The sequence below is a fragment of the Ensifer sp. LC384 genome (assembly GCF_001695865.1).
Lineage (GTDB): Bacteria > Pseudomonadota > Alphaproteobacteria > Rhizobiales > Rhizobiaceae > Ensifer.
The window spans coordinates 1-17,133 of record NZ_MBST01000067.1; the positions used below are offsets into that span (position 1 = coordinate 1).

The following is a 17,133-nucleotide window of genomic DNA, read 5'->3' on the forward strand; positions in this document are numbered from 1 at the left end:
GGCACCAGACTGTCGAGCGTCACCATCTCGAGCGCCGTCTGTTCGGGAACGGGTTTCTTCAACATGTCCCAATGAATCATAAACCCCTGGACGGTGCCAGGGGTTTGTCAGCGGTCTGAACGCCGGGGCTTGCCCCGGCGTTTTTCGTTTCAGGCTGCCGTTGCAGCCGCTTATACCAACCCTGCGCTGATCTTACTTCTTGCGCTTGGCCGGCGGACCTTCGTCGAAGCCGACGAAGACCTTGGCGTTGGACCCTGCGCCGGCCGGCAGCGTGACGTCTGCCTTGGTGAAGACGAACTGCGTCGAGCCGTTTGCCGGGATCTCAACGGCGTGCTGGGTCAGCTCGGAATAGAGCGTCTTTTCTTCGTCCGTTGCGGCGACGCGGATCGGCATGGTGATCTTGCCGGGACCGCCCGCGGGACCGCTGACGACACGGCCCTGAACCACGACGGTGATCGTCAGGGCGGTTTCGCTCTGAACGCATTGCCGCGTCGTGTCTGCCAGCGACGCCTGATAGATGACCTTGGTCGGATCGTCCTTGCCGCCCTTGGCATAGGTGCGGAACGACGAGGTGCCGTCTCTCAAGACCACCTGCGGGCATGCTGCCTGGACGACGGCCGGCGTAGGTGCTGCGGCACTGCCACCCGCATCGATCGCTCCGCCGGATTGCGTCTTGTTACAGCCGGCGAGGACCGCGAGAAAGGATATTGCGAGGACAGGCCGGGATACTTTGCCAAACACGTTGAACAACCTCTGCTGAACCGGTTGAAACTCCTTGACCGAAATCTCGGCCGGAAGGCCTTTCATGGCCTTCGGGCATCGTCTATAGCAGCGGCGAATTGAAAAATCGATTGGGTCAGCCACCTCGATCGGAATTTTCCGAAACGACGCTGAGGCCGGAAATTGCACTGGTGACAAGAATGCGTGGGGACTTTGTCAAGGACTGACGCAATAAGACAGACGCGCCGCGGCCGGTTCGCATAGGGTCGCCGCGATCCTAAGGCAAGACGAAGGACTAGGATGGTGAAGTATATCTCGACGCGCGGCGAGGCCGCTCCTCTCGGCTTCTGCGATGCGCTGCTGGCGGGCCTTGCTCGCGACGGCGGTCTCTACCTTCCCAAGGAATGGCCGACGCTGTCGAAAAAGGAGATCCGGGCGCTACGCGGCAAATCCTATCAGGACATCGCCTTCGCCGTACTCGAGCCCTTCATCCACGGCGAGATCCCCTCGGCAAAGTTTCGCGAGATGATCGACGAGGCCTATGCCACGTTCCGTCATCCGGCCATCGCCCCGCTGGTCCAAACCGGCCCCAACGCCTTCGTCATGGAGTTGTTCCATGGCTCGACGCTCGCCTTCAAGGACGTGGCGATGCAGTTGTTGGCCCGGCTGATGGACTATGTGCTCGCCGAGCGCGGCGAACGGGCAACCATCGTCGGCGCAACCTCGGGCGATACCGGTGGCGCGGCCATCGACGCCTTTGCCGGGCGCGAGCGCACCGACATCTTCATCCTCTTCCCGCACGGCAAGGTCTCTGCCGTGCAGCAGCGCCAGATGACGACGTCGAAGGCCGGCAACGTTCACGCCATTGCCGTCAAGGGCAATTTCGACGATTGCCAGAACCTCGTCAAAGGCATGTTCAACGACGCGGCCTTCCGCGATCGCGTCAAGCTGTCGGGTGTCAACTCGATCAACTGGGCGCGGATCATGGCCCAGATCGTCTACTATTTCACGACCGCGATCGCGCTCGGTGGGCCGGACCGGAAGATTTCCTTCACCGTGCCGACCGGCAATTTCGGCGATATCTTCGCCGGCTACGTCGCCAAGCGCATGGGCCTGCCGATCGACAAGCTGATTGTCGCCACCAACGAAAATGACATTCTCGCCCGCACGCTGAAGACCGGCCGCTACGAAATGCGCGAGGTCAAGGCGACCACGTCGCCGTCGATGGATATCCAAATCTCGTCCAACTTCGAACGGCTGCTGTTCGAAGCCAACGATCGCGACCCGGCCGAAGTGCGCTCCGCCATGGACAGCCTCAAGCAGTCCGGCTCTTTTGCCATCCGCGAAAAGGCGCTGAAGGCGATCCGCAAGGAGTTCCGTGCCGGGCGCGCTTCGGAGAAGGATGTCGCCAAGACCATTGCCAAAACCCTGGAAGAGACCGGCTATCTGCTCGATCCGCACAGCGCCATCGGCGTCTTCGTGGCGGCCAAGCACGAGAAGCCTTCCGCCCCGATGGTCACGCTTGCAACCGCCCATCCCGCAAAATTCCCCGGCGCCGTAAAATCGGCAAGTGGTATTGACCCGGCGCTTCCGACGTGGCTTGCTGACTTGATGAACAGGGAGGAGCGTTTCGATATCCTGGATGCGGACCTGAAGAGCGTCGAGACCTTTATCGGCGACCGTGCCCGTGTCCGGGGGTAAGAACGAGAAGAAACGTATGATGAAAGTTGAGTGCACCCGGCTCCCTTCCGGGTTGACGGTGGTAACCGAGCAGATGCCGCATCTCGAAAGCGTGGCGCTCGGCGTGTGGATCAAATCCGGTTCACGCAACGAAACCGTGGGCGAACATGGCATCGCCCATCTGCTTGAGCACATGGCTTTCAAAGGCACCGGACGGCGCACCGCCCGCCAGATCGCCGAGGAAATCGAGAATGTCGGCGGCGAAGTCAATGCCGCGACCTCGACCGAAACGACATCCTATTACGCGCGCGTCCTCAAGGACCACGTGCCGCTGGCCGTCGACATCCTTGCCGACATCCTCACCGAGTCGAGTTTCGACGAGGACGAGCTGCGCCGCGAAAAGCAGGTGATCCTGCAGGAGATCGGCGCCGCCGACGACACGCCTGACGACGTCGTCTTCGATCGCTTTGCCGAAACCGCCTATCGCAACCAGACGGTTGGACGCCCGATCCTCGGCACGCCAGAGACGGTGATGTCGTTCTCCGCCGACCAGATCCGCCAGTATCTCGGCCGCAACTACACCACCGACCGGATGTTCGTCGTCGCCGCCGGCGCCGTCGAGCACGAAGCTTTCGTGCACCAGGTCGAGGAACGCTTCTCGACACTGCCACGCACGCCGCTGGCAACGCCGGTTCTCGAAACCGCGATCTACACTGGCGGCGAAAGCCGCGAAACGCGCGACCTGATGGATGCGCAGATCCTGCTCGGGTTCGAAGGCAAGGCCTATCACGCCCGCGACTTCTACTGTTCGCAGATCCTCGCCAACATTCTCGGTGGAGGCATGTCTTCGCGCCTCTTCCAGGAAGTGCGCGAGCACCGCGGCCTCTGCTACTCGGTCTATGCCTTCCATTGGGGCTTCTCCGACACCGGCATCTTCGGCGTGCATGCGGCCACCGGCGGTGAAAACCTGCCGGAGCTGATGCCCGTCATCGTCGACGAACTGCGCAAGTCGTCGATGAACATCGAACAGCAGGAAATCGAGCGTGCCCGCGCCCAGATCCGCGCCCAGCTGCTGATGGGCCAGGAAAGCCCGGCCGCACGCGCAGGCCAGATTGCCCGCCAGATGATGCTCTACGGTCGCCCGATCCCGAACGAGGAGCTGATGGAGCGCCTGTCGGGCATCACCATCGAGCGCCTGACCGACCTGGCAGGTCGCCTGTTCTTCGACACCAGTCCGACGCTGTCGGCGATCGGACCGCTGGAACAGCTGGCGCCGATGAACGACATCCTGTCGTCGCTCACCGGAAAAACCGTCGTCGCACACGCCGTCGCAAGCTGATCCGGAACACCTGGTTTCGGCCGGGCCCGTCATGGCGCCCGGTCGGCGAAGTGTTTGCGGCTTTTCGTAAAATCGGATTCGATTTGTGCGCAAAGTTGTGCAACGCTTGGATTTGCGATGGCGCAAAGGGCGCTGTCGGCCGGGCGGTTAAGGATCTTCCGCGCGTTCAACTGGAAGGCCTCGGAGGCACATATGACACGATCGGTTTTTCGGTTCCTGTCGCGGCAGCCCGAGACGATCGAGATCGCCAATCAGGATTACCTGCTCCGCCTTCCCCGCTACGCCGATTATCGTCAATGGTACGAGCTTCGAAGCGAGAGCCGCAGCTTTCTGGAGCCGTGGGAACCGACCTGGCGCGCCGACGAAATGACGGAGAGCGCCTTTCGCGGCCGCGTCATCCGCAACGAGCAGGAATTCGCGTCCGGCCAGGCCGTGCCGCTTTTTCTTTTCCACAAGCCTGCAGAGACCCTGCTCGGAGGGCTCACCATCGGCCACATCCGACGTGGAGCCGGGCAAAACTGCATGATCGGCTACTGGATGGGCGAGCGCCATGCCGGCCACGGCCACATGTTCGCCGCCCTCAAGCTCGCGATTCCCTACATCTTTTCGAGCCTTGAGTTGCACCGTATTGAAGCAGCCTGTATTCCGGAGAACTCAAGAAGCATCCGGCTCCTTGAAAAGGCCGGTTTTGAGCGTGAAGGCTACTTAAGACAGTACTTGAGGATAAACGGGCAATGGCGTGACCATGTGCTGTTCTCTCTCCTGTCCGATGATGCCGTACCGAACAGGAAATTGCCCCTTTGATGCCTCTAACCCGCTCGCCCTTCGCATGGTCAGCCTCGAAGCTGGCAGCGTTTCTGATTGCACTCACGACGCTTTTCTGCGCGTTTGGCGGCATTGCCCATGCTCTTGAGCCGGTCAAGATTTCGCGCGAAGACACCGCACTCGACCTGACCGCGACGACCGAGATCTATAGCGGCCGCAGCGAAGCCTTCCAGGTTTCGACAGCGCCGGGTGCCGATGGCATCGTCCGTCGTATCGAGGTGCGCTCCAGCACCGAGAACCATCAGGGCGACTGGGCAGTTTTCGCGCTTGCCAACGTCTCCGGCGAGCAGCTCGATCGCGTGATCGTCGCGCCGCATTTCCGCCTGGTGAATTCCAAGCTCTTCTGGCCCGACCTCGGGTCGCAACGCATCCTGTCGATCACGCCGAGCGAGGGTTTCGCGCTCGAACGGCTGCCAAGCGACGATTCGGACGTCTTCCAGATCACGCTCAACCCGGGCGCCGTCATCACGTTTGTCGCCGAGCTGGCAACCCCGGAGCTGCCGCAGATCTACCTCTGGCAGCCGGACGCCTACAAGGACACGGTCAACGCCTTCACGCTCTACCGCGGCATCGTGCTCGGCATCGCCGGCCTCCTCGCCGTGTTCCTGACGATCCTGTTCGTGGTCAAGGGAACGTCGATGCTGCCGGCGACGGCAGCGCTCGCCTGGGCGGTGCTGGCCTATATCTGCGTCGATTTCGGCTTTCTGTCCAAGCTCATCAGCGTCACGGCCGGCGACGAGCGAATATGGCGAGCGGGCACCGAGGTCTTCCTGGCGGCGGGTCTCGTGATCTTCCTGTTCACCTATCTCAACCTCAATCGCTGGCACCAGCACCTGGGTTACGCAACGCTCGCCTGGATCCTCGGCCTCGGCCTGCTCTTCGGCGTTGCGGTCTATGATCCGGCAATCGCATCGGGTATCGCCCGCCTCTCCTTCGCGCTCACGGCAACGGTCGGCATCGTGCTGATCGCGTATCTCGGCTTCAACCGCTACGACCGCGCCATCCTGCTGGTCCCTGCTTGGCTGCTCATTCTGGTCTGGCTGTTCGGCGCCTGGCTGACCGTCACTGGCCAGCTCGCCAACGACATCGTCCAGCCGGCGCTCGGCGGTGGTCTCGTCCTGATCGTGCTGCTGATCGGTTTCACCGTCATGCAGCACGCCTTTGCCGGCGGCGCCTACCAGCAGGGCCTGTTTTCCGATCTGGAGCGCCAGTCGCTGGCGCTGACGGGCTCCGGCGATACGGTCTGGGACTGGGACGTGGCGCGTGACCGCGTCGTCACCATTCCCGACATCTCGCTGCAGCTCGGCCTGTCGATGGGCTCGATGCACGGCCCCTTGCGCAACTGGCTGCCGCGCCTGCACCCGGATGACCGCGATCGCTTTCGCGCTACCCTCGATGTCCTGCTCGAACACCGCCGCGGCAAGCTCAACCACGAGTTCCGCGTGCGTGCGGAGGATGGCCATTATCACTGGCTGTCTATCCGCGCGCGCCCGGTGCTTGGCGCCAATGGCGAGATCATCCGCTGCGTCGGCACGATCATCGACATCACCGAGCAGCGCAATTCGGTCGAGCGGCTGCTGCACAATGCGCTGCACGACAATCTGACCGGCCTTCCCAACCGACAGGTCTTCCTCGACCGCCTGCAGGCCATTCTGCTGATGGCCGACAGCTCAACGACGGCACGCCCGACCGTGCTTGCGATCGACATCGACCGCTACAAGCAGGTCAACGACCTGCTCGGCATTGCTGCCGGCGACAACATCCTGATCGCACTGACGCGCCGGCTGCGCCGGCTGCTGCGTCCGCAGGATACGCTGGCACGCCTCGGCGGCGACCAATTCGGGTTAATCCTGATGTCGGAACGCGACCCGGCCAAGGTTGCCGATTTCGCCGACGCGGTCAGTAAGGCGATCATGGTTCCGCTCAACTACGGTAACCGCGAGATCAACCTCACCGCATCCATCGGCCTCGTTTCCTGGCTCGAGCAGGAACAGAGCGCTGCCGGCCTGATCGACGATGCGGAGCTGGCGATGTTCCGCGCCAAGAAGGAAGGCGGCAATCGCGTCGAGCCCTTCCGGCCGGCGTTTAGAACCTCCGGTTCGGATCGCATGCAGCTCGAAGCCGATCTCAAGCGCGCCATCGAGCGCAAGGAACTGTCGCTGGTCTATCAGCCGATCGTCCGGCTCAGCGACGCCGAGATTGCCGGGTTCGAAGCGCTGATGCGCTGGGACCACCCCAAGCGCGGCAACGTCTCGCCGACCGAGTTCATCCCGATCGCCGAGAATTCCGAGCTGATCAATCAGCTCGGCATGTTCGCCTTCGACAAGGCGACCAGCGACCTCACGGAGTGGCAGATCCAGACCGGCGACCTGCCGATCTTCGTGTCGATCAATCTCTCCAGCGCACAGCTTCTCAACAACGAGCTCTATGACGACGTTCGGGCGGTTCTCAACAAGAACCGTTGCGATCCGGCCAAGGTGAAGATGGAGCTGACGGAATCTCTCGTAATGGAGAACCCGGAGCAGGCCCGGCTCGTTCTCGAGAAACTGAAGGAAGCCGGGCTGAAGCTGGCGCTCGACGACTTCGGCACGGGCCACTCGTCGCTCTCCTATCTCACCCGGTTCCCCTTCGATACGATCAAGATCGACAAGGCGCTGGTGCGCGACCCGAGCGACAAACGCGGCATCCTGCTGCGCTCGGTGATCACCATGGCGCGCGAACTCGACATGCAGGTCGTGGCCGAAGGGATCGAGTCCGAGGAAGACGCGATCCAGCTTTCGCAGATGGGCTGCGATTACGGCCAGAGCTTCCTGTTCGGTCCTCCGATCGGCTCGGAGTCGATCCTGCGGCTGTTGAAAGAGCGATTTCCGCTGATGAAACGGGCTTAACCAAGCGGAACAGGCCAATGCAACGCGGCGAGCACAGCCGCGGTCTCAGACCGTAGAACTCAGTGAGCCTCGGTGTCTTGAGGTGGATTGCCCGGGTTTTCGGCGTCCGCGATCAGGCGTGGCCGGCGTCGATCGACAGCATCGCCGGGCTGACGCCCATCAAAGCAAGGGCGCGGTCGTATTTGTCGCCGAGGGCCTTGTCGAAGATCAGTTCCTCGTGCGCCGGGCAGGTCAGCCAGCCGTTCTGCGTGATTTCCGCCTCGAGCTGGCCGGGACCCCAGCCCGCATAACCCAGCATCATCGTCGCCCGATGCGGCCCCTCCCCGCGCGAGATCGCGCGGACGATGTCGAGCGTGGCGGTCAGGCAAATGTCATCGCTGACCGGAATGCTGGAATCGCTCAAATAGTCGTCGGAATGCAGCACGAAACCACGCCCGGTCTCGACCGGTCCGCCAGTCTGAATCTGGAAGTCGCGCGTCATCGCCGGCAGACGGATCGCTTCGTCCTCGTCGAGAATCTCAAGGTGCATCAGAACATCGGCGAAGGTGAGTTGCTGCGGCCGATTGAGGATGAACCCCATGGCGCCGTCATCCGAATGGGCGCAGATGAAGATGACGGTGCGGGCAAAATTCGTGTCAAACATCCCAGGCATGGCGATCAGGAACTGACCGTCAAGGAAACCGCGTTCCCGTTTCTTCTGTGCCATGGTTATTGCCATAATGCAGACAGCCTACCAATTCGCCGCGAAATGAAAAGCGCTTCAACGTCGCGACCGCCAAATAATGCACGTACCGCGTTTGCCGTGCCCTGCCTGATCAAACATTTATGATCTCCGCGCCCAATGGGGCGTCTGGAGCGCTGCCGGCAAAAGCGATATTGCTTTAGCCATGATCAAACGCCCCACATATAAGAACATGGTCCAGCGCATCGGCACGGCAAGCCTTCTCGTCGCATTTTTTCTGCCTGCCGGCGCTCAAGCCGCGACCAGCGAATGGATGACGTCGGCCGGCGGCATGATCCGACTTGTCGCTGCTCCGCCGCAGCAGGACGGCACAATCCCCGCAACGCTCGAGGTTAAGCTGAACCCCGGCTGGAAGACCTATTGGCGCGAGCCCGGCGCCAGCGGCATTCCCCCGCAGATCACGCTCGATCCGGCCGCGGGCGTCGTTCTTGAGAAGATCGGCTTTCCCGTTCCCAGGACCTTCGACGACGGTGTCGTACGCTATGTCGGCTACGACAAGTCGGTTGCCTTCCCGCTCACCCTGAAACGCCTGCACGGTGAGGGAGACGTGAAAATCCGCGCCTCGGTGTTTCTCGGGATCTGCGAGGACATCTGCATTCCGGTGCAGGGCGAATTGGACCTGACGCTCAAGCACGGCGACTTCGACAACCCGCTCGATGCCGCCCGCATCAATGACGCAGTCGCTGCCCTGCCGGAACCTCCCTCCCAAGATTTCAAGGTGACGACAGCCACCTATGACGAGCAGAAGGCAGCGGTGCACCTCTCGTTGCGGCTGCCGCCGGATACCGGCAAGGATCACCGCGAACTGTTCCTTGCCGGCGCCTCAGGCCTCTCCTTCGGCAAGCCGGTGATCACCAAGACGGACGGCGCGGAGCTCCAGGCGGAGATCCCCGTTCGGCTCTCCGGCAAGGACAAGAGCCTGAAGGGAAAGCCGGTCATCGTCACGGTGCGTGCGGACGGGCGCAGCATGGAAACGACCCTTGCCTTTGATTGATGCGTCTCTATAGTCCAGCCGGTTTCAGGCGATGGCGTCCAAGGACGCCAGCAGGAGACGCCCGGACGCAAGACAACTCAAGCCGCGACAACGCCCTGCCGGAACGCCGGTCTGGCCACGCGCGCAACGCAAGGAGAATGCCGTGACCATTGCCGTCGGAGACAAGCTGCCTGCCGCAACCTTCAAGGAAAAGACCGCCGATGGTCCGGTGGAAGTGACGACCGAACAGCTTTTCAAGGGCAAGCGTGTTGTGCTCTTCGCCGTTCCCGGCGCGTTCACGCCAACCTGCTCGCTCAACCATCTTCCCGGCTATCTCGAAAACCGTGACGCGATCCTGTCGCGTGGCATCGATGATATTGCCGTGGTTGCCGTCAACGACCTGCATGTCATGGGCGCGTGGGCGACGTCGTCAGGCGGCATGGGCAAGATCCATTTCCTCTCGGACTGGAATGCCGCCTTCACCAAGGCGCTTGGCATGGATATCGATCTTTCCGCCGGCACGCTCGGCATCCGCTCGAAGCGCTATTCCATGCTCGTCGAAGACGGCGTGGTGAAGACACTCAACCTCGAGGAAAGCCCGGGTCAGGCAACCGTATCGGGCGCCGCCGCGATGCTGGAACAGCTCTGAGCACTGACATCAATCAATAAAAAACGGGCCCTTACGGCCCGTTTTTTATTGAGAGAGGATCCGGACGGCGCCCTTTCTTGTAGGGCTCCATGCCCTTGCGGGCGAGTTCATCGGCGCGTTCGTTTTCCGGATGGCCGGCATGGCCCTTGACCCAATGCCAGGTCACCTTGTGGCGTCGGTTGGCCTCATCCAGCGCCTGCCAGAGTTCGCCGTTTTTCACCGGCTTCTTGTCCGCGGTCTTCCAGCCGTTCTTCTTCCAGCCGTGGATCCACTTGGAGATGCCGTCCATCACATATTTGCTGTCGGTATGCAGGTCGACCTCGCAGGCGCTCTTCAGCGCATCGAGCGCCGAGATCGCAGCCAGAAGCTCCATGCGGTTGTTGGTCGTTTCCGCCTCGCCGCCACACATATCCTTTTCCACCTCGCCGTAGCGCAGCACCGCGCCCCAGCCGCCCGGCCCGGGATTGCCCGAGCAGGCACCGTCGGTGAAGATGTCCACATGCTTCATGCCGAAGCCTCTTCGAGTCGGAGGCCATACTCGGCGCTGGAAACGATCGCCCGATGGAAACGGATCTTCGTCAGGTATTCCAGCGGATCCTTCTTGACGACCAGGGCGCCGGCAGGCGTCATCAGCCAATCATAAAGGCGCGTCAGGAAGAACCGCAGCGCCGAACCGCGGCAGAGCAGCGGCAGGGCTTCGACCTCGTCCGCCGTCAGCTTGCGCACGCTCTCATAGCCCGAAAGCAGCGCCATGCCCTTGGTGATATTGTAGGAGCCGTTCTTCTCGAAGCACCACGAGTTGAGGCAGATGGCCACATCGTAGGCGAGATAATCGTTGCAGGCGAAGTAGAAGTCGATCAGCCCGGAAAGCTGGTCGCCGAGGAAGAAGACATTGTCGGGGAACAGATCGGCATGGATGACGCCGTCCGGCAACGACTTCGGCCAGTTGCGCTCGAGATGCTCGAGTTCGGCGGAAATCTCGTCCTTGAGACCGGTCTGCACCTCGTCGGCGCGCGCCTCGGAATTGACCCACAGCGGCCGCCAGCCGCCGACCGAAAGCGCATTGGCGCGCGTCAGGCCAAAACCCTGGCCGGCGACATGCATCTCTGCCAGCGCCCTGCCGACTTCGCGGCAATGCTTGGCCTCAGGCTTGCGAAGCCACATGCCTTCAAGGAAGGAAATGACGGCGGCCGGACGGCCGGACAATTCGCCCAGGAGCTCGCCATCCGCGCGCGGCAAAGGCAGCGGGCAGGAAAGCCCGCCATCGGCCAGGTGGTGCATCAGCCCCAGGAAGAATGGCAGGTCATCCGCGTTCACGCGCTTCTCGTAGAGCGTCAGGATGTAGGCGCCCTTTGTCGTGTGCAGCAGGAAGTTGGAGTTTTCGACGCCCTCGGCGATGCCCTTGTAGGAGGTCAGCTGGCCGACGTCATAGGCCTCGAGAAAAGCGCTCAGGTCGTCTTCCGTGATATCGGTGTAAACTGCCACGGTTCTTCACTTTCAAGAAATGCGGGTTATTCGCCGTTGACGAAGGCCATGTCGGCGGCGGTCAGCGGCACATGCCGGATCTCGCGATTGACGAGGAAGTTCTCGTTTTCCTCGACGGTGTCGGCAAGTTCAACGACGGCGTCGTAACGCTCGCGGAAGGCCTCGATGATCTCGTTGACGATCACCTCAGGCGCCGATGCGCCGGCAGACAGGCCGACGGTGGAGATATCGCCGATCGAATCCCAGTCGATTTCGGCTGCCCGCTGCACGAGAACGGACTTCTTCGCGCCGGCCTTCAGCGCCACTTCGACGAGGCGCTTGGAATTCGACGAATTCGGCGCACCGACGACCAGGAACAGATCGCAGCCGGGTGCCGCCTGCTTGACCGCTTCCTGCCGGTTGGTGGTGGCATAGCAAATCGAGTCCGCAGCCGGCGCCGTCAGGTTGGGGAAGCGCTCGTGCAGCCGCTTGATGACGCCGGCAGTGTCGTCGACGGAAAGCGTGGTCTGGGTGACGAAACCGAGATTGTCCGGATCGGGCGGCATGTAGACATCCGCATCCTCGATTGTCTCGACCAGAGAAACAGCACCCTCCGGGAGCTGCCCCATCGTGCCAATGACTTCCGGATGGCCGGCATGGCCGATCAGCACCACGTGGCGGCCCAGCCGGTTGTGGCGCATCGCCTGCTTGTGGACCTTGGAGACCAGCGGACATGTGGCGTCGAGGTAGAAGAGATTGCGCGTATCGGCATCCGCAGGCACCGATTTCGGCACGCCATGGGCGGAAAACACCACCGGCTGCTTGCGATGCTCCGGCGGGATCTCGTCGAGTTCCTCGACGAAAATCGCCCCCTTGGCCTCAAGTCCTTCCACGACATAACGATTATGCACGATCTCGTGGCGCACATAGACCGGCGCACCGAATTCCTTCAGCGCCAGGACGACGATCTGGATCGCCCGGTCGACGCCGGCGCAGAAGCCGCGCGGCCCGCAAAGGCGAATGGTGATCGGAGATTTTGCCGCGGATGATGCCATGGATCAGGATGCCAGTAGAACGAAAACAAGGGCTGCAATCGCCGGGCCGCCCTGGATCAACAGGATGCGCGGCTTGACGGACCACGCGCCATATATAGCGGCAACGATCACGCACACAAGGAAGAACACCTTCAACTCGACGGCAAATGATGCATCCGGCTGCAGGAGGGACCAGAAAAGGCCGGCTGCGAGAAAGCCATTGTAAAGCCCCTGATTGGCGGCCAGCACCCGGGTCGCTTCCGCCCGCTCGACCGACATGCGGAAAACCGAACGCCCCTGCGGCTTGGTCCACAAAAACATCTCCAGCACGAGAAAGCCGAGATGCAAAAGCGCCGTCAGCGCGATCAGGATCGTCGATATCAAGCCCATTACCCATGCCCCCAACTGCGTCGGTCAGGGATAGCACGGCGTCGGCGAGCCGCCTATGGCCTGCGCCGCATGACAAAGACGCCGCTGACAACGACCAGGGCCGCGGCAAGGCCGTACCAGGTCAGCGCGTATTGCAGGTGACTGTTCGGCAGGTCGAACTGGGTAACACCACCGATCGGAAGTCCGCCCGGATTGGGCGACGCATCGGCATCGACAAAGAACGGCACGACCTTGTCGGCGGGAAGCCCGACCGACGATGCCATCGCATTGAGGTCCTTCCAGTAGAAGGTGTTCTTTACGAGATCATTGTCGGGAACGATTGACGACGGCTTTTCGCTAAGCTTCGGTCTTGCGAGGCCGTGGATCGCCGCGGAAGCCGGAAGCTCGCCTGCCAGACGGGTCGAGGAATCCTTCTGTTCGAAGGGCACGAAACCGCGATTGACGAACAAGGAGCGACCGTCCTCAATCGTCAAGGGCGTAAAGATGTAGTAGCCGGTGCGGCCATTGTAGGTGGCAAAAAAGTGTCGCTCCTTGCTGTGGTCGAAACCGCCGGGAACCGTGACGGTGCGGTAATCGATGTCGGCACCTGCCGCGAGCATCTTCTCGATCTCGGCAAGCGTCACCGGTGGCGCCGAACGGCGCTCGGCAATTGCCTGAAGCAGGCCTTCCTTCCAGTGCAGGCGCTGCATCTGCCAGGTGCCGAGCGAGATAAGGATGGCGAAGACGATAGCGAGCAGGACGAATGCGCCGAGGCGCCCGACAAGGCCGCCCTTCTTCTTGATCTCGATCTCAGCCACGATCGATCTCGCCGGGCCGCGCATTGTTGCGATACTGCAGGTTGATCAAGATGCCCTTCAGCACGCGCATCAGGCCGAGGCTGAGTACGATCGCCAGCGGTATCCAGAGCAGGAAATGCAGCCAGAGCGGCGGATTGACGTTGACCTCCATCCAGAGCGCCGCGCCGACGACGATGAAGCCGACAATCAGGATGACGAAGACAACCGGACCATCACCGGAATCGGCGAAGCGATAGTCGAGATCGCAGTTGGCGCAGGAGGGCTTTACCGTCAGGAACCCGTCGAACAGCTTGCCCTGGCCACATCGCGGGCACAGGCCCTTGATGCCGGTCATGACCGGGTCGACCGGCGGATAGAGAGCTTTGTCGTCACTCACGGATTGATCTCGATCGGGGTGTTGTTGGGAACCATGTCCCAGATTTCATCCATTTCGGTATTCGTAACCGCAATGCAGCCATCCGTCCAATCGAACATCTGCGTCATAAACGCCAGCCAGCCGAAATAGTTGCGTTGACCGTGGATCATGATCATGCCGCCGGGATCGACGCCCTTGGCTGCCGCTGCCTTGATATCCGCGGGTGTCGGATAGGAGACGTGCATCGACAGGTGATAACCGCTCTGGTCATTGCGCCAGTCCAGGACATAGAGACCTTCCGGCGTTCGCCGGTCGCCCTCGCGCTGCTTGTGGCCGATCGGATTGCCACCAAGGGCGATCGTATATTGGCGCAACATCTGACCGCCGCGGAAGAGTTGCAGGATCCGCTTTTCCTTGTGCACCACCACGCGGTCGGCCAGATCGCCGGCAAAGGCAGAAAAGCATCCGGCCAGAAGCCATGCCGTCGTGACCGCAGCCACGCGTATTTTCATGTCGGCTCGCCCCATCGATACCACCGCAAGACAAACAAAAAAATAAGGCGGCTGCATGGTCGCAGCCGCCTTGTCGAGAAGAGCTTGAGCTCAAATCCTCTTACATGTGAGCGACAGGCGCGCCCCAACCACCCCAGATGTAGATGGAGAAGAAGAGGAACAGCCAGACGACGTCAACGAAGTGCCAGTACCAGGCGGCCGCTTCGAAGCCGAAGTGCTGCTTCGGCGTGAAGTCGCCACGCAGCGCGCGCAGCAGGCAGACGAGCAGGAAGATCGTGCCGACCAGGACGTGGAAGCCGTGGAAGCCGGTCGCCATGAAGAAGGTCGCGCCGTAGATCGAGTCCTTGAAGGCGAACGGAGCGTGAGCGTATTCATAGCCCTGGACGTAGGAGAACAGCACGCCAAGCAGGACGGTCAGCGTCAGGCCGTAGACGAGGCCCTTGCGGTCGTTGTGCAGCAGCGCGTGGTGCGCCCAGGTTACCGTCGTGCCGGAAAGCAGCAGGATGACGGTGTTGTAGAGGGGCAGGTGCCAGGGATCGAGAACCTCGATGCCCTTCGGCGGCCAGACGCCGCCGGTAAAGGCCGTGCGGGTCGCCTGGATTGCTTCGCCGGGGAAGAGGCTGGCGTCGAAATAAGCCCAGAACCAGGCGACGAAGAACATCACTTCCGAGGCGATGAACATGATCATGCCGTAGCGCAGGTGCAGCGAGACGACGCGGGTGTGGTGACCCTCGTGCGCTTCCTTCACCGTGTCCGACCACCAGCCGTACATGGTGTAGAGGATGACGGCGAGACCGATGAAGAAGACCCACGGATTGGCGAGCTCTGCGCCGAACAGCTTGAAGGAGCCGCCCGAGAGATAGCGCATGTAGCCGACACCGCCGAACGCCATGACGAATGCGCCGATCGAGGCAAGCAACGGCCAGGGGCTCGGGTCGATGATGTGGTAGTCGTGATTCTTCTGATGCGCATCGGCCATGTCAGTAATCCCCGATAGGTCTTTCTCTTGTCGCCCTTTCGGCATAGCCGAAACGGGCCTCCAGTCAAAGTTTGTTCTCAGTTTCGCCCGTCTTCACCTGTGCGACCGGCTTCGACGGCTCGCGCGGGTAGAAGGTGTAGGAAAGTGTCAGTGTCTTGATGTCCTTGGTCTCGACCGCCTTGACCATGTCCGGATCGACGAAGAATACCACCGGCATCTCCATCTCCTCTCCCGGCTGCAGGGTCGTCTCGGTAAAGCAGAAGCATTGAACCTTGTTGAAGTAGGCGCCGGCCTGCATCGGCGTGACGTTGAACGTCGCCTGCCCGGTCGTCGGCTTCGACGAAAGGTTCTTGGCACGGTACATCACCTGCACGGTCTCGCCGATCCTGACGTCGATGTCGCGCTGAACCGGCTTGAACTCCCAAGGCAGGCCGCCAGAGGTATTGGCGTCGAAGGTGACCTTGACCTTTTCGTCAAGAATGACGTCCGATGCCTGCTCGACGCGCTGCGTCGTGCCGTTATAGCCGGTGACGCGGCAGAACATGTCGTAGAGTGGCACTGCCGCGTAGGCCATGCCCGTCATGCCGACAACGAAGGCGAGGCAGGTGCCGACGATGACGCCGTTGGAACGCTGCTTCTGCTCGGAATTCTGGGAGGTCGTCATATCACGTCTCCCTCAGTTGACCATGCCGTTGCCGAACTTGATCAGCGTGACGACGTAGAACAGGACGACCAGACCAGCCAGCACGATACCGAGCGCAATGTTGCGGCCGCGGCGCGACTTCTTCTGGGCTTCGTTCAGCTTGACGGTTTCCATCAGGCAACACTCCCGGCATTCAGCCAGATATTGACGATCAGGTGATCCGCCATCAGAGCGGAGAAGATCACAAACAGATACATGATCGAGAAGGCGAAAAGCTTCTTGGCGGGCAGCATGCGCTCATCCGTCTCAGGCATGCGCAGCACGCCGATCGAATACCAGATGAAGCCGAGACCAAGCGCTGCTGCAACCGCCCCGTAACCGATGCTCGCGAAACCGAGCAAGGTGGGACAGATGCCGATCAGGGCCGTCAGCACGGCATAGATGACGATCTGCTTCTTGGTGGTTGCCTGGCCGCAGACATTGGGCAGCATCGGCACACCGACGGAGCCGTAGTCGCCCATCTTGAACAGTGCGAGCGCCCAGAAATGCGCCGGCGTCCACAGGAAGGTGATGAGGAACAGGATGATGCTTTCGACGGATACGCCGCCGGTCACACAGGCCCAGCCGATCATGGGCGGGAAGGCACCGGCAGCACCGCCGATGACGATGTTCTGCGGCGTCGAGCGCTTGAGCCACATCGTATAGATGACGGCGTAGAAGAAGATGGTGAAGGCGAGCAACCCGGCTGCGAGCCAATTGACGGCGAGCCCGAGGATGATCACGGAAAAGGCGGAGAGCGTCAGACCGAAGGCCAGCGCTTCCTCGGGCAGGATCTTGCCGGCCGGGATCGGGCGCTTGGCCGTGCGGGTCATGACCGCGTCGATATCGGCGTCATACCACATGTTGAGCGCGCCGGAGGCGCCAGCACCGACTGCGATGCACAGGATGGCGATGAAACCGATGAACGGATTGATGTGCCCGGGCGCGAGCACGAGGCCGGCAAGCGCCGTGAACACGACGAGCGACATGACGCGGGGCTTCAGAAGCTCGAAGTAATCGCGTGCAGAGGCCTCGGACAGGCGCGGTGCACCATCCATGCCAACTGCTTCGTGATTGTCGATGACCGTCATGTCTCGTCCTTGA

Annotated in this window: 19 protein-coding genes; 6 read left to right on the forward strand and 13 right to left on the reverse strand. The window is 61.7% G+C overall.

Annotated elements, in window-relative coordinates; genetic code table 11:
- Positions 1–192: 192 nt before the first annotated feature.
- Positions 193–741, reverse strand: coding sequence for a hypothetical protein (locus tag BC363_RS29260; RefSeq protein WP_065783026.1), 549 nt, complete (start codon positions 739–741; stop codon positions 193–195).
- Between the two features lie 279 nt (positions 742–1,020).
- Here BC363_RS29260 and thrC point away from each other — a divergent pair, with 279 nt between their 5' ends.
- The 4 genes from thrC (at position 1,021) to BC363_RS29280 (ending at position 7,452) form a co-directional block, all read left to right on the forward strand.
- Positions 1,021–2,421 carry a threonine synthase gene (gene thrC / locus BC363_RS29265; protein WP_065782644.1) on the forward strand — a complete coding sequence of 467 codons (1,401 nt, stop codon included), beginning with the start codon at positions 1,021–1,023 and terminating at the stop codon, positions 2,419–2,421.
- 16 nt (positions 2,422–2,437) lie between these two features.
- Positions 2,438–3,739, forward strand: a complete 1,302-nt coding sequence (locus BC363_RS29270; protein WP_065782646.1) for a pitrilysin family protein — start codon at positions 2,438–2,440, stop codon at positions 3,737–3,739.
- A 192-nt stretch (positions 3,740–3,931) separates the two neighbouring features.
- Positions 3,932–4,543, forward strand: a complete 612-nt coding sequence (locus tag BC363_RS29275) for a GNAT family protein (protein ID WP_065782648.1) — start codon at positions 3,932–3,934, stop codon at positions 4,541–4,543.
- Positions 4,543–7,452, forward strand: coding sequence for an EAL domain-containing protein (locus BC363_RS29280; protein WP_065782650.1), 2,910 nt, complete (start codon positions 4,543–4,545; stop codon positions 7,450–7,452). Before BC363_RS29275 ends, BC363_RS29280 begins: the two co-directional genes overlap by 1 nt.
- A gap of 112 nt (positions 7,453–7,564) precedes the next feature.
- On the opposite strand, the gene BC363_RS29285 is transcribed toward BC363_RS29280, so the two are convergent.
- Positions 7,565–8,170, reverse strand: coding sequence for a YqgE/AlgH family protein (locus BC363_RS29285; RefSeq protein ID WP_065782652.1), 606 nt, complete (start codon positions 8,168–8,170; stop codon positions 7,565–7,567).
- A gap of 169 nt (positions 8,171–8,339) precedes the next feature.
- Between BC363_RS29285 and BC363_RS29290 the strand changes: the two genes are divergently transcribed.
- Positions 8,340–9,188, forward strand: a complete 849-nt coding sequence (locus BC363_RS29290; RefSeq protein WP_083223470.1) for a protein-disulfide reductase DsbD domain-containing protein — start codon at positions 8,340–8,342, stop codon at positions 9,186–9,188.
- A gap of 142 nt (positions 9,189–9,330) precedes the next feature.
- Positions 9,331–9,816 carry a peroxiredoxin gene (locus BC363_RS29295; protein ID WP_053250780.1) on the forward strand — a complete coding sequence of 162 codons (486 nt, stop codon included), beginning with the start codon at positions 9,331–9,333 and terminating at the stop codon, positions 9,814–9,816.
- A 31-nt stretch (positions 9,817–9,847) separates the two neighbouring features.
- Here the strand turns inward: BC363_RS29295 and rnhA are convergent, their stop codons facing one another.
- The 11 genes from rnhA to BC363_RS29345 all read right to left on the reverse strand — a co-directional run bounded on the left by rnhA (position 9,848) and on the right by BC363_RS29345 (position 17,120).
- On the reverse strand, positions 9,848–10,324 hold the full coding sequence (gene rnhA / locus BC363_RS29300) for a ribonuclease HI (protein WP_065782654.1): 477 nt from the start codon (positions 10,322–10,324) through the stop codon (positions 9,848–9,850).
- Entirely contained in the window at positions 10,321–11,301 is a 981-nt protein-coding gene (locus BC363_RS29305) for a homoserine kinase (protein WP_065782656.1), read from the reverse strand. Before BC363_RS29305 ends, rnhA begins: the two co-directional genes overlap by 4 nt.
- Before the next feature lie 26 nt (positions 11,302–11,327).
- Positions 11,328–12,335, reverse strand: coding sequence for a 4-hydroxy-3-methylbut-2-enyl diphosphate reductase (gene ispH / locus BC363_RS29310; protein WP_053250658.1), 1,008 nt, complete (start codon positions 12,333–12,335; stop codon positions 11,328–11,330).
- A 3-nt stretch (positions 12,336–12,338) separates the two neighbouring features.
- Positions 12,339–12,704, reverse strand: a complete 366-nt coding sequence (locus tag BC363_RS29315; RefSeq protein ID WP_065782657.1) for a DUF1304 domain-containing protein — start codon at positions 12,702–12,704, stop codon at positions 12,339–12,341.
- Positions 12,705–12,757: 53 nt separating this feature from the next.
- The gene (locus tag BC363_RS29320; protein WP_083223471.1) at positions 12,758–13,525 is read right to left on the reverse strand and encodes an SURF1 family protein; all 768 of its coding nucleotides are present in this window, start codon (positions 13,523–13,525) and stop codon (positions 12,758–12,760) included.
- Positions 13,494–13,877, reverse strand: coding sequence for a DUF983 domain-containing protein (locus BC363_RS29325; RefSeq protein ID WP_065782659.1), 384 nt, complete (start codon positions 13,875–13,877; stop codon positions 13,494–13,496). Before BC363_RS29325 ends, BC363_RS29320 begins: the two co-directional genes overlap by 32 nt.
- Positions 13,874–14,368 carry a L,D-transpeptidase family protein gene (locus BC363_RS29330; protein WP_141690480.1) on the reverse strand — a complete coding sequence of 165 codons (495 nt, stop codon included), beginning with the start codon at positions 14,366–14,368 and terminating at the stop codon, positions 13,874–13,876. Before BC363_RS29330 ends, BC363_RS29325 begins: the two co-directional genes overlap by 4 nt.
- 100 nt (positions 14,369–14,468) lie before the next feature.
- Entirely contained in the window at positions 14,469–15,347 is an 879-nt protein-coding gene (locus BC363_RS29335; RefSeq protein ID WP_065782663.1) for a cytochrome c oxidase subunit 3, read from the reverse strand.
- Between the two features lie 64 nt (positions 15,348–15,411).
- The gene (locus tag BC363_RS29340) at positions 15,412–16,011 is read right to left on the reverse strand and encodes a cytochrome c oxidase assembly protein (RefSeq protein WP_065782665.1); all 600 of its coding nucleotides are present in this window, start codon (positions 16,009–16,011) and stop codon (positions 15,412–15,414) included.
- Positions 16,012–16,023: 12 nt separating this feature from the next.
- Positions 16,024–16,164 carry a hypothetical protein gene (locus BC363_RS35655; protein WP_025426174.1) on the reverse strand — a complete coding sequence of 47 codons (141 nt, stop codon included), beginning with the start codon at positions 16,162–16,164 and terminating at the stop codon, positions 16,024–16,026.
- A complete protein-coding gene (locus BC363_RS29345; RefSeq protein WP_065782667.1) occupies positions 16,164–17,120 on the reverse strand; it encodes a heme o synthase in 957 nt (318 codons plus the stop codon). Before BC363_RS29345 ends, BC363_RS35655 begins: the two co-directional genes overlap by 1 nt.
- Positions 17,121–17,133 lie beyond the last annotated feature (13 nt).

What these genes read in the sequence shown, in the direction of transcription:
- BC363_RS29330 (WP_141690480.1), bottom strand. Translation starts at nt 14,368, where the DNA reads ATGAAAATACGCGTGGCTGCGGTCACGACGGCATGGCTTCTGGCCGGA.
- BC363_RS29340 (WP_065782665.1), bottom strand. Translation starts at nt 16,011, where the DNA reads ATGACGACCTCCCAGAATTCCGAGCAGAAGCAGCGTTCCAACGGCGTC.
- BC363_RS29275 (WP_065782648.1), top strand. Translation starts at nt 3,932, where the DNA reads ATGACACGATCGGTTTTTCGGTTCCTGTCGCGGCAGCCCGAGACGATC.
- thrC (WP_065782644.1), top strand. Translation starts at nt 1,021, where the DNA reads ATGGTGAAGTATATCTCGACGCGCGGCGAGGCCGCTCCTCTCGGCTTC.
- BC363_RS29335 (WP_065782663.1), bottom strand. Translation starts at nt 15,347, where the DNA reads ATGGCCGATGCGCATCAGAAGAATCACGACTACCACATCATCGACCCG.
- BC363_RS29285 (WP_065782652.1), bottom strand. Translation starts at nt 8,170, where the DNA reads ATGGCAATAACCATGGCACAGAAGAAACGGGAACGCGGTTTCCTTGAC.
- BC363_RS29345 (WP_065782667.1), bottom strand. Translation starts at nt 17,120, where the DNA reads ATGACGGTCATCGACAATCACGAAGCAGTTGGCATGGATGGTGCACCG.
- rnhA (WP_065782654.1), bottom strand. Translation starts at nt 10,324, where the DNA reads ATGAAGCATGTGGACATCTTCACCGACGGTGCCTGCTCGGGCAATCCC.
- BC363_RS29315 (WP_065782657.1), bottom strand. Translation starts at nt 12,704, where the DNA reads ATGGGCTTGATATCGACGATCCTGATCGCGCTGACGGCGCTTTTGCAT.
- BC363_RS35655 (WP_025426174.1), bottom strand. Translation starts at nt 16,164, where the DNA reads ATGGAAACCGTCAAGCTGAACGAAGCCCAGAAGAAGTCGCGCCGCGGC.
- BC363_RS29290 (WP_083223470.1), top strand. Translation starts at nt 8,340, where the DNA reads ATGATCAAACGCCCCACATATAAGAACATGGTCCAGCGCATCGGCACG.
- BC363_RS29280 (WP_065782650.1), top strand. Translation starts at nt 4,543, where the DNA reads ATGCCTCTAACCCGCTCGCCCTTCGCATGGTCAGCCTCGAAGCTGGCA.
- BC363_RS29320 (WP_083223471.1), bottom strand. Translation starts at nt 13,525, where the DNA reads ATGCGCGGCCCGGCGAGATCGATCGTGGCTGAGATCGAGATCAAGAAG.
- ispH (WP_053250658.1), bottom strand. Translation starts at nt 12,335, where the DNA reads ATGGCATCATCCGCGGCAAAATCTCCGATCACCATTCGCCTTTGCGGG.
- BC363_RS29270 (WP_065782646.1), top strand. Translation starts at nt 2,438, where the DNA reads ATGATGAAAGTTGAGTGCACCCGGCTCCCTTCCGGGTTGACGGTGGTA.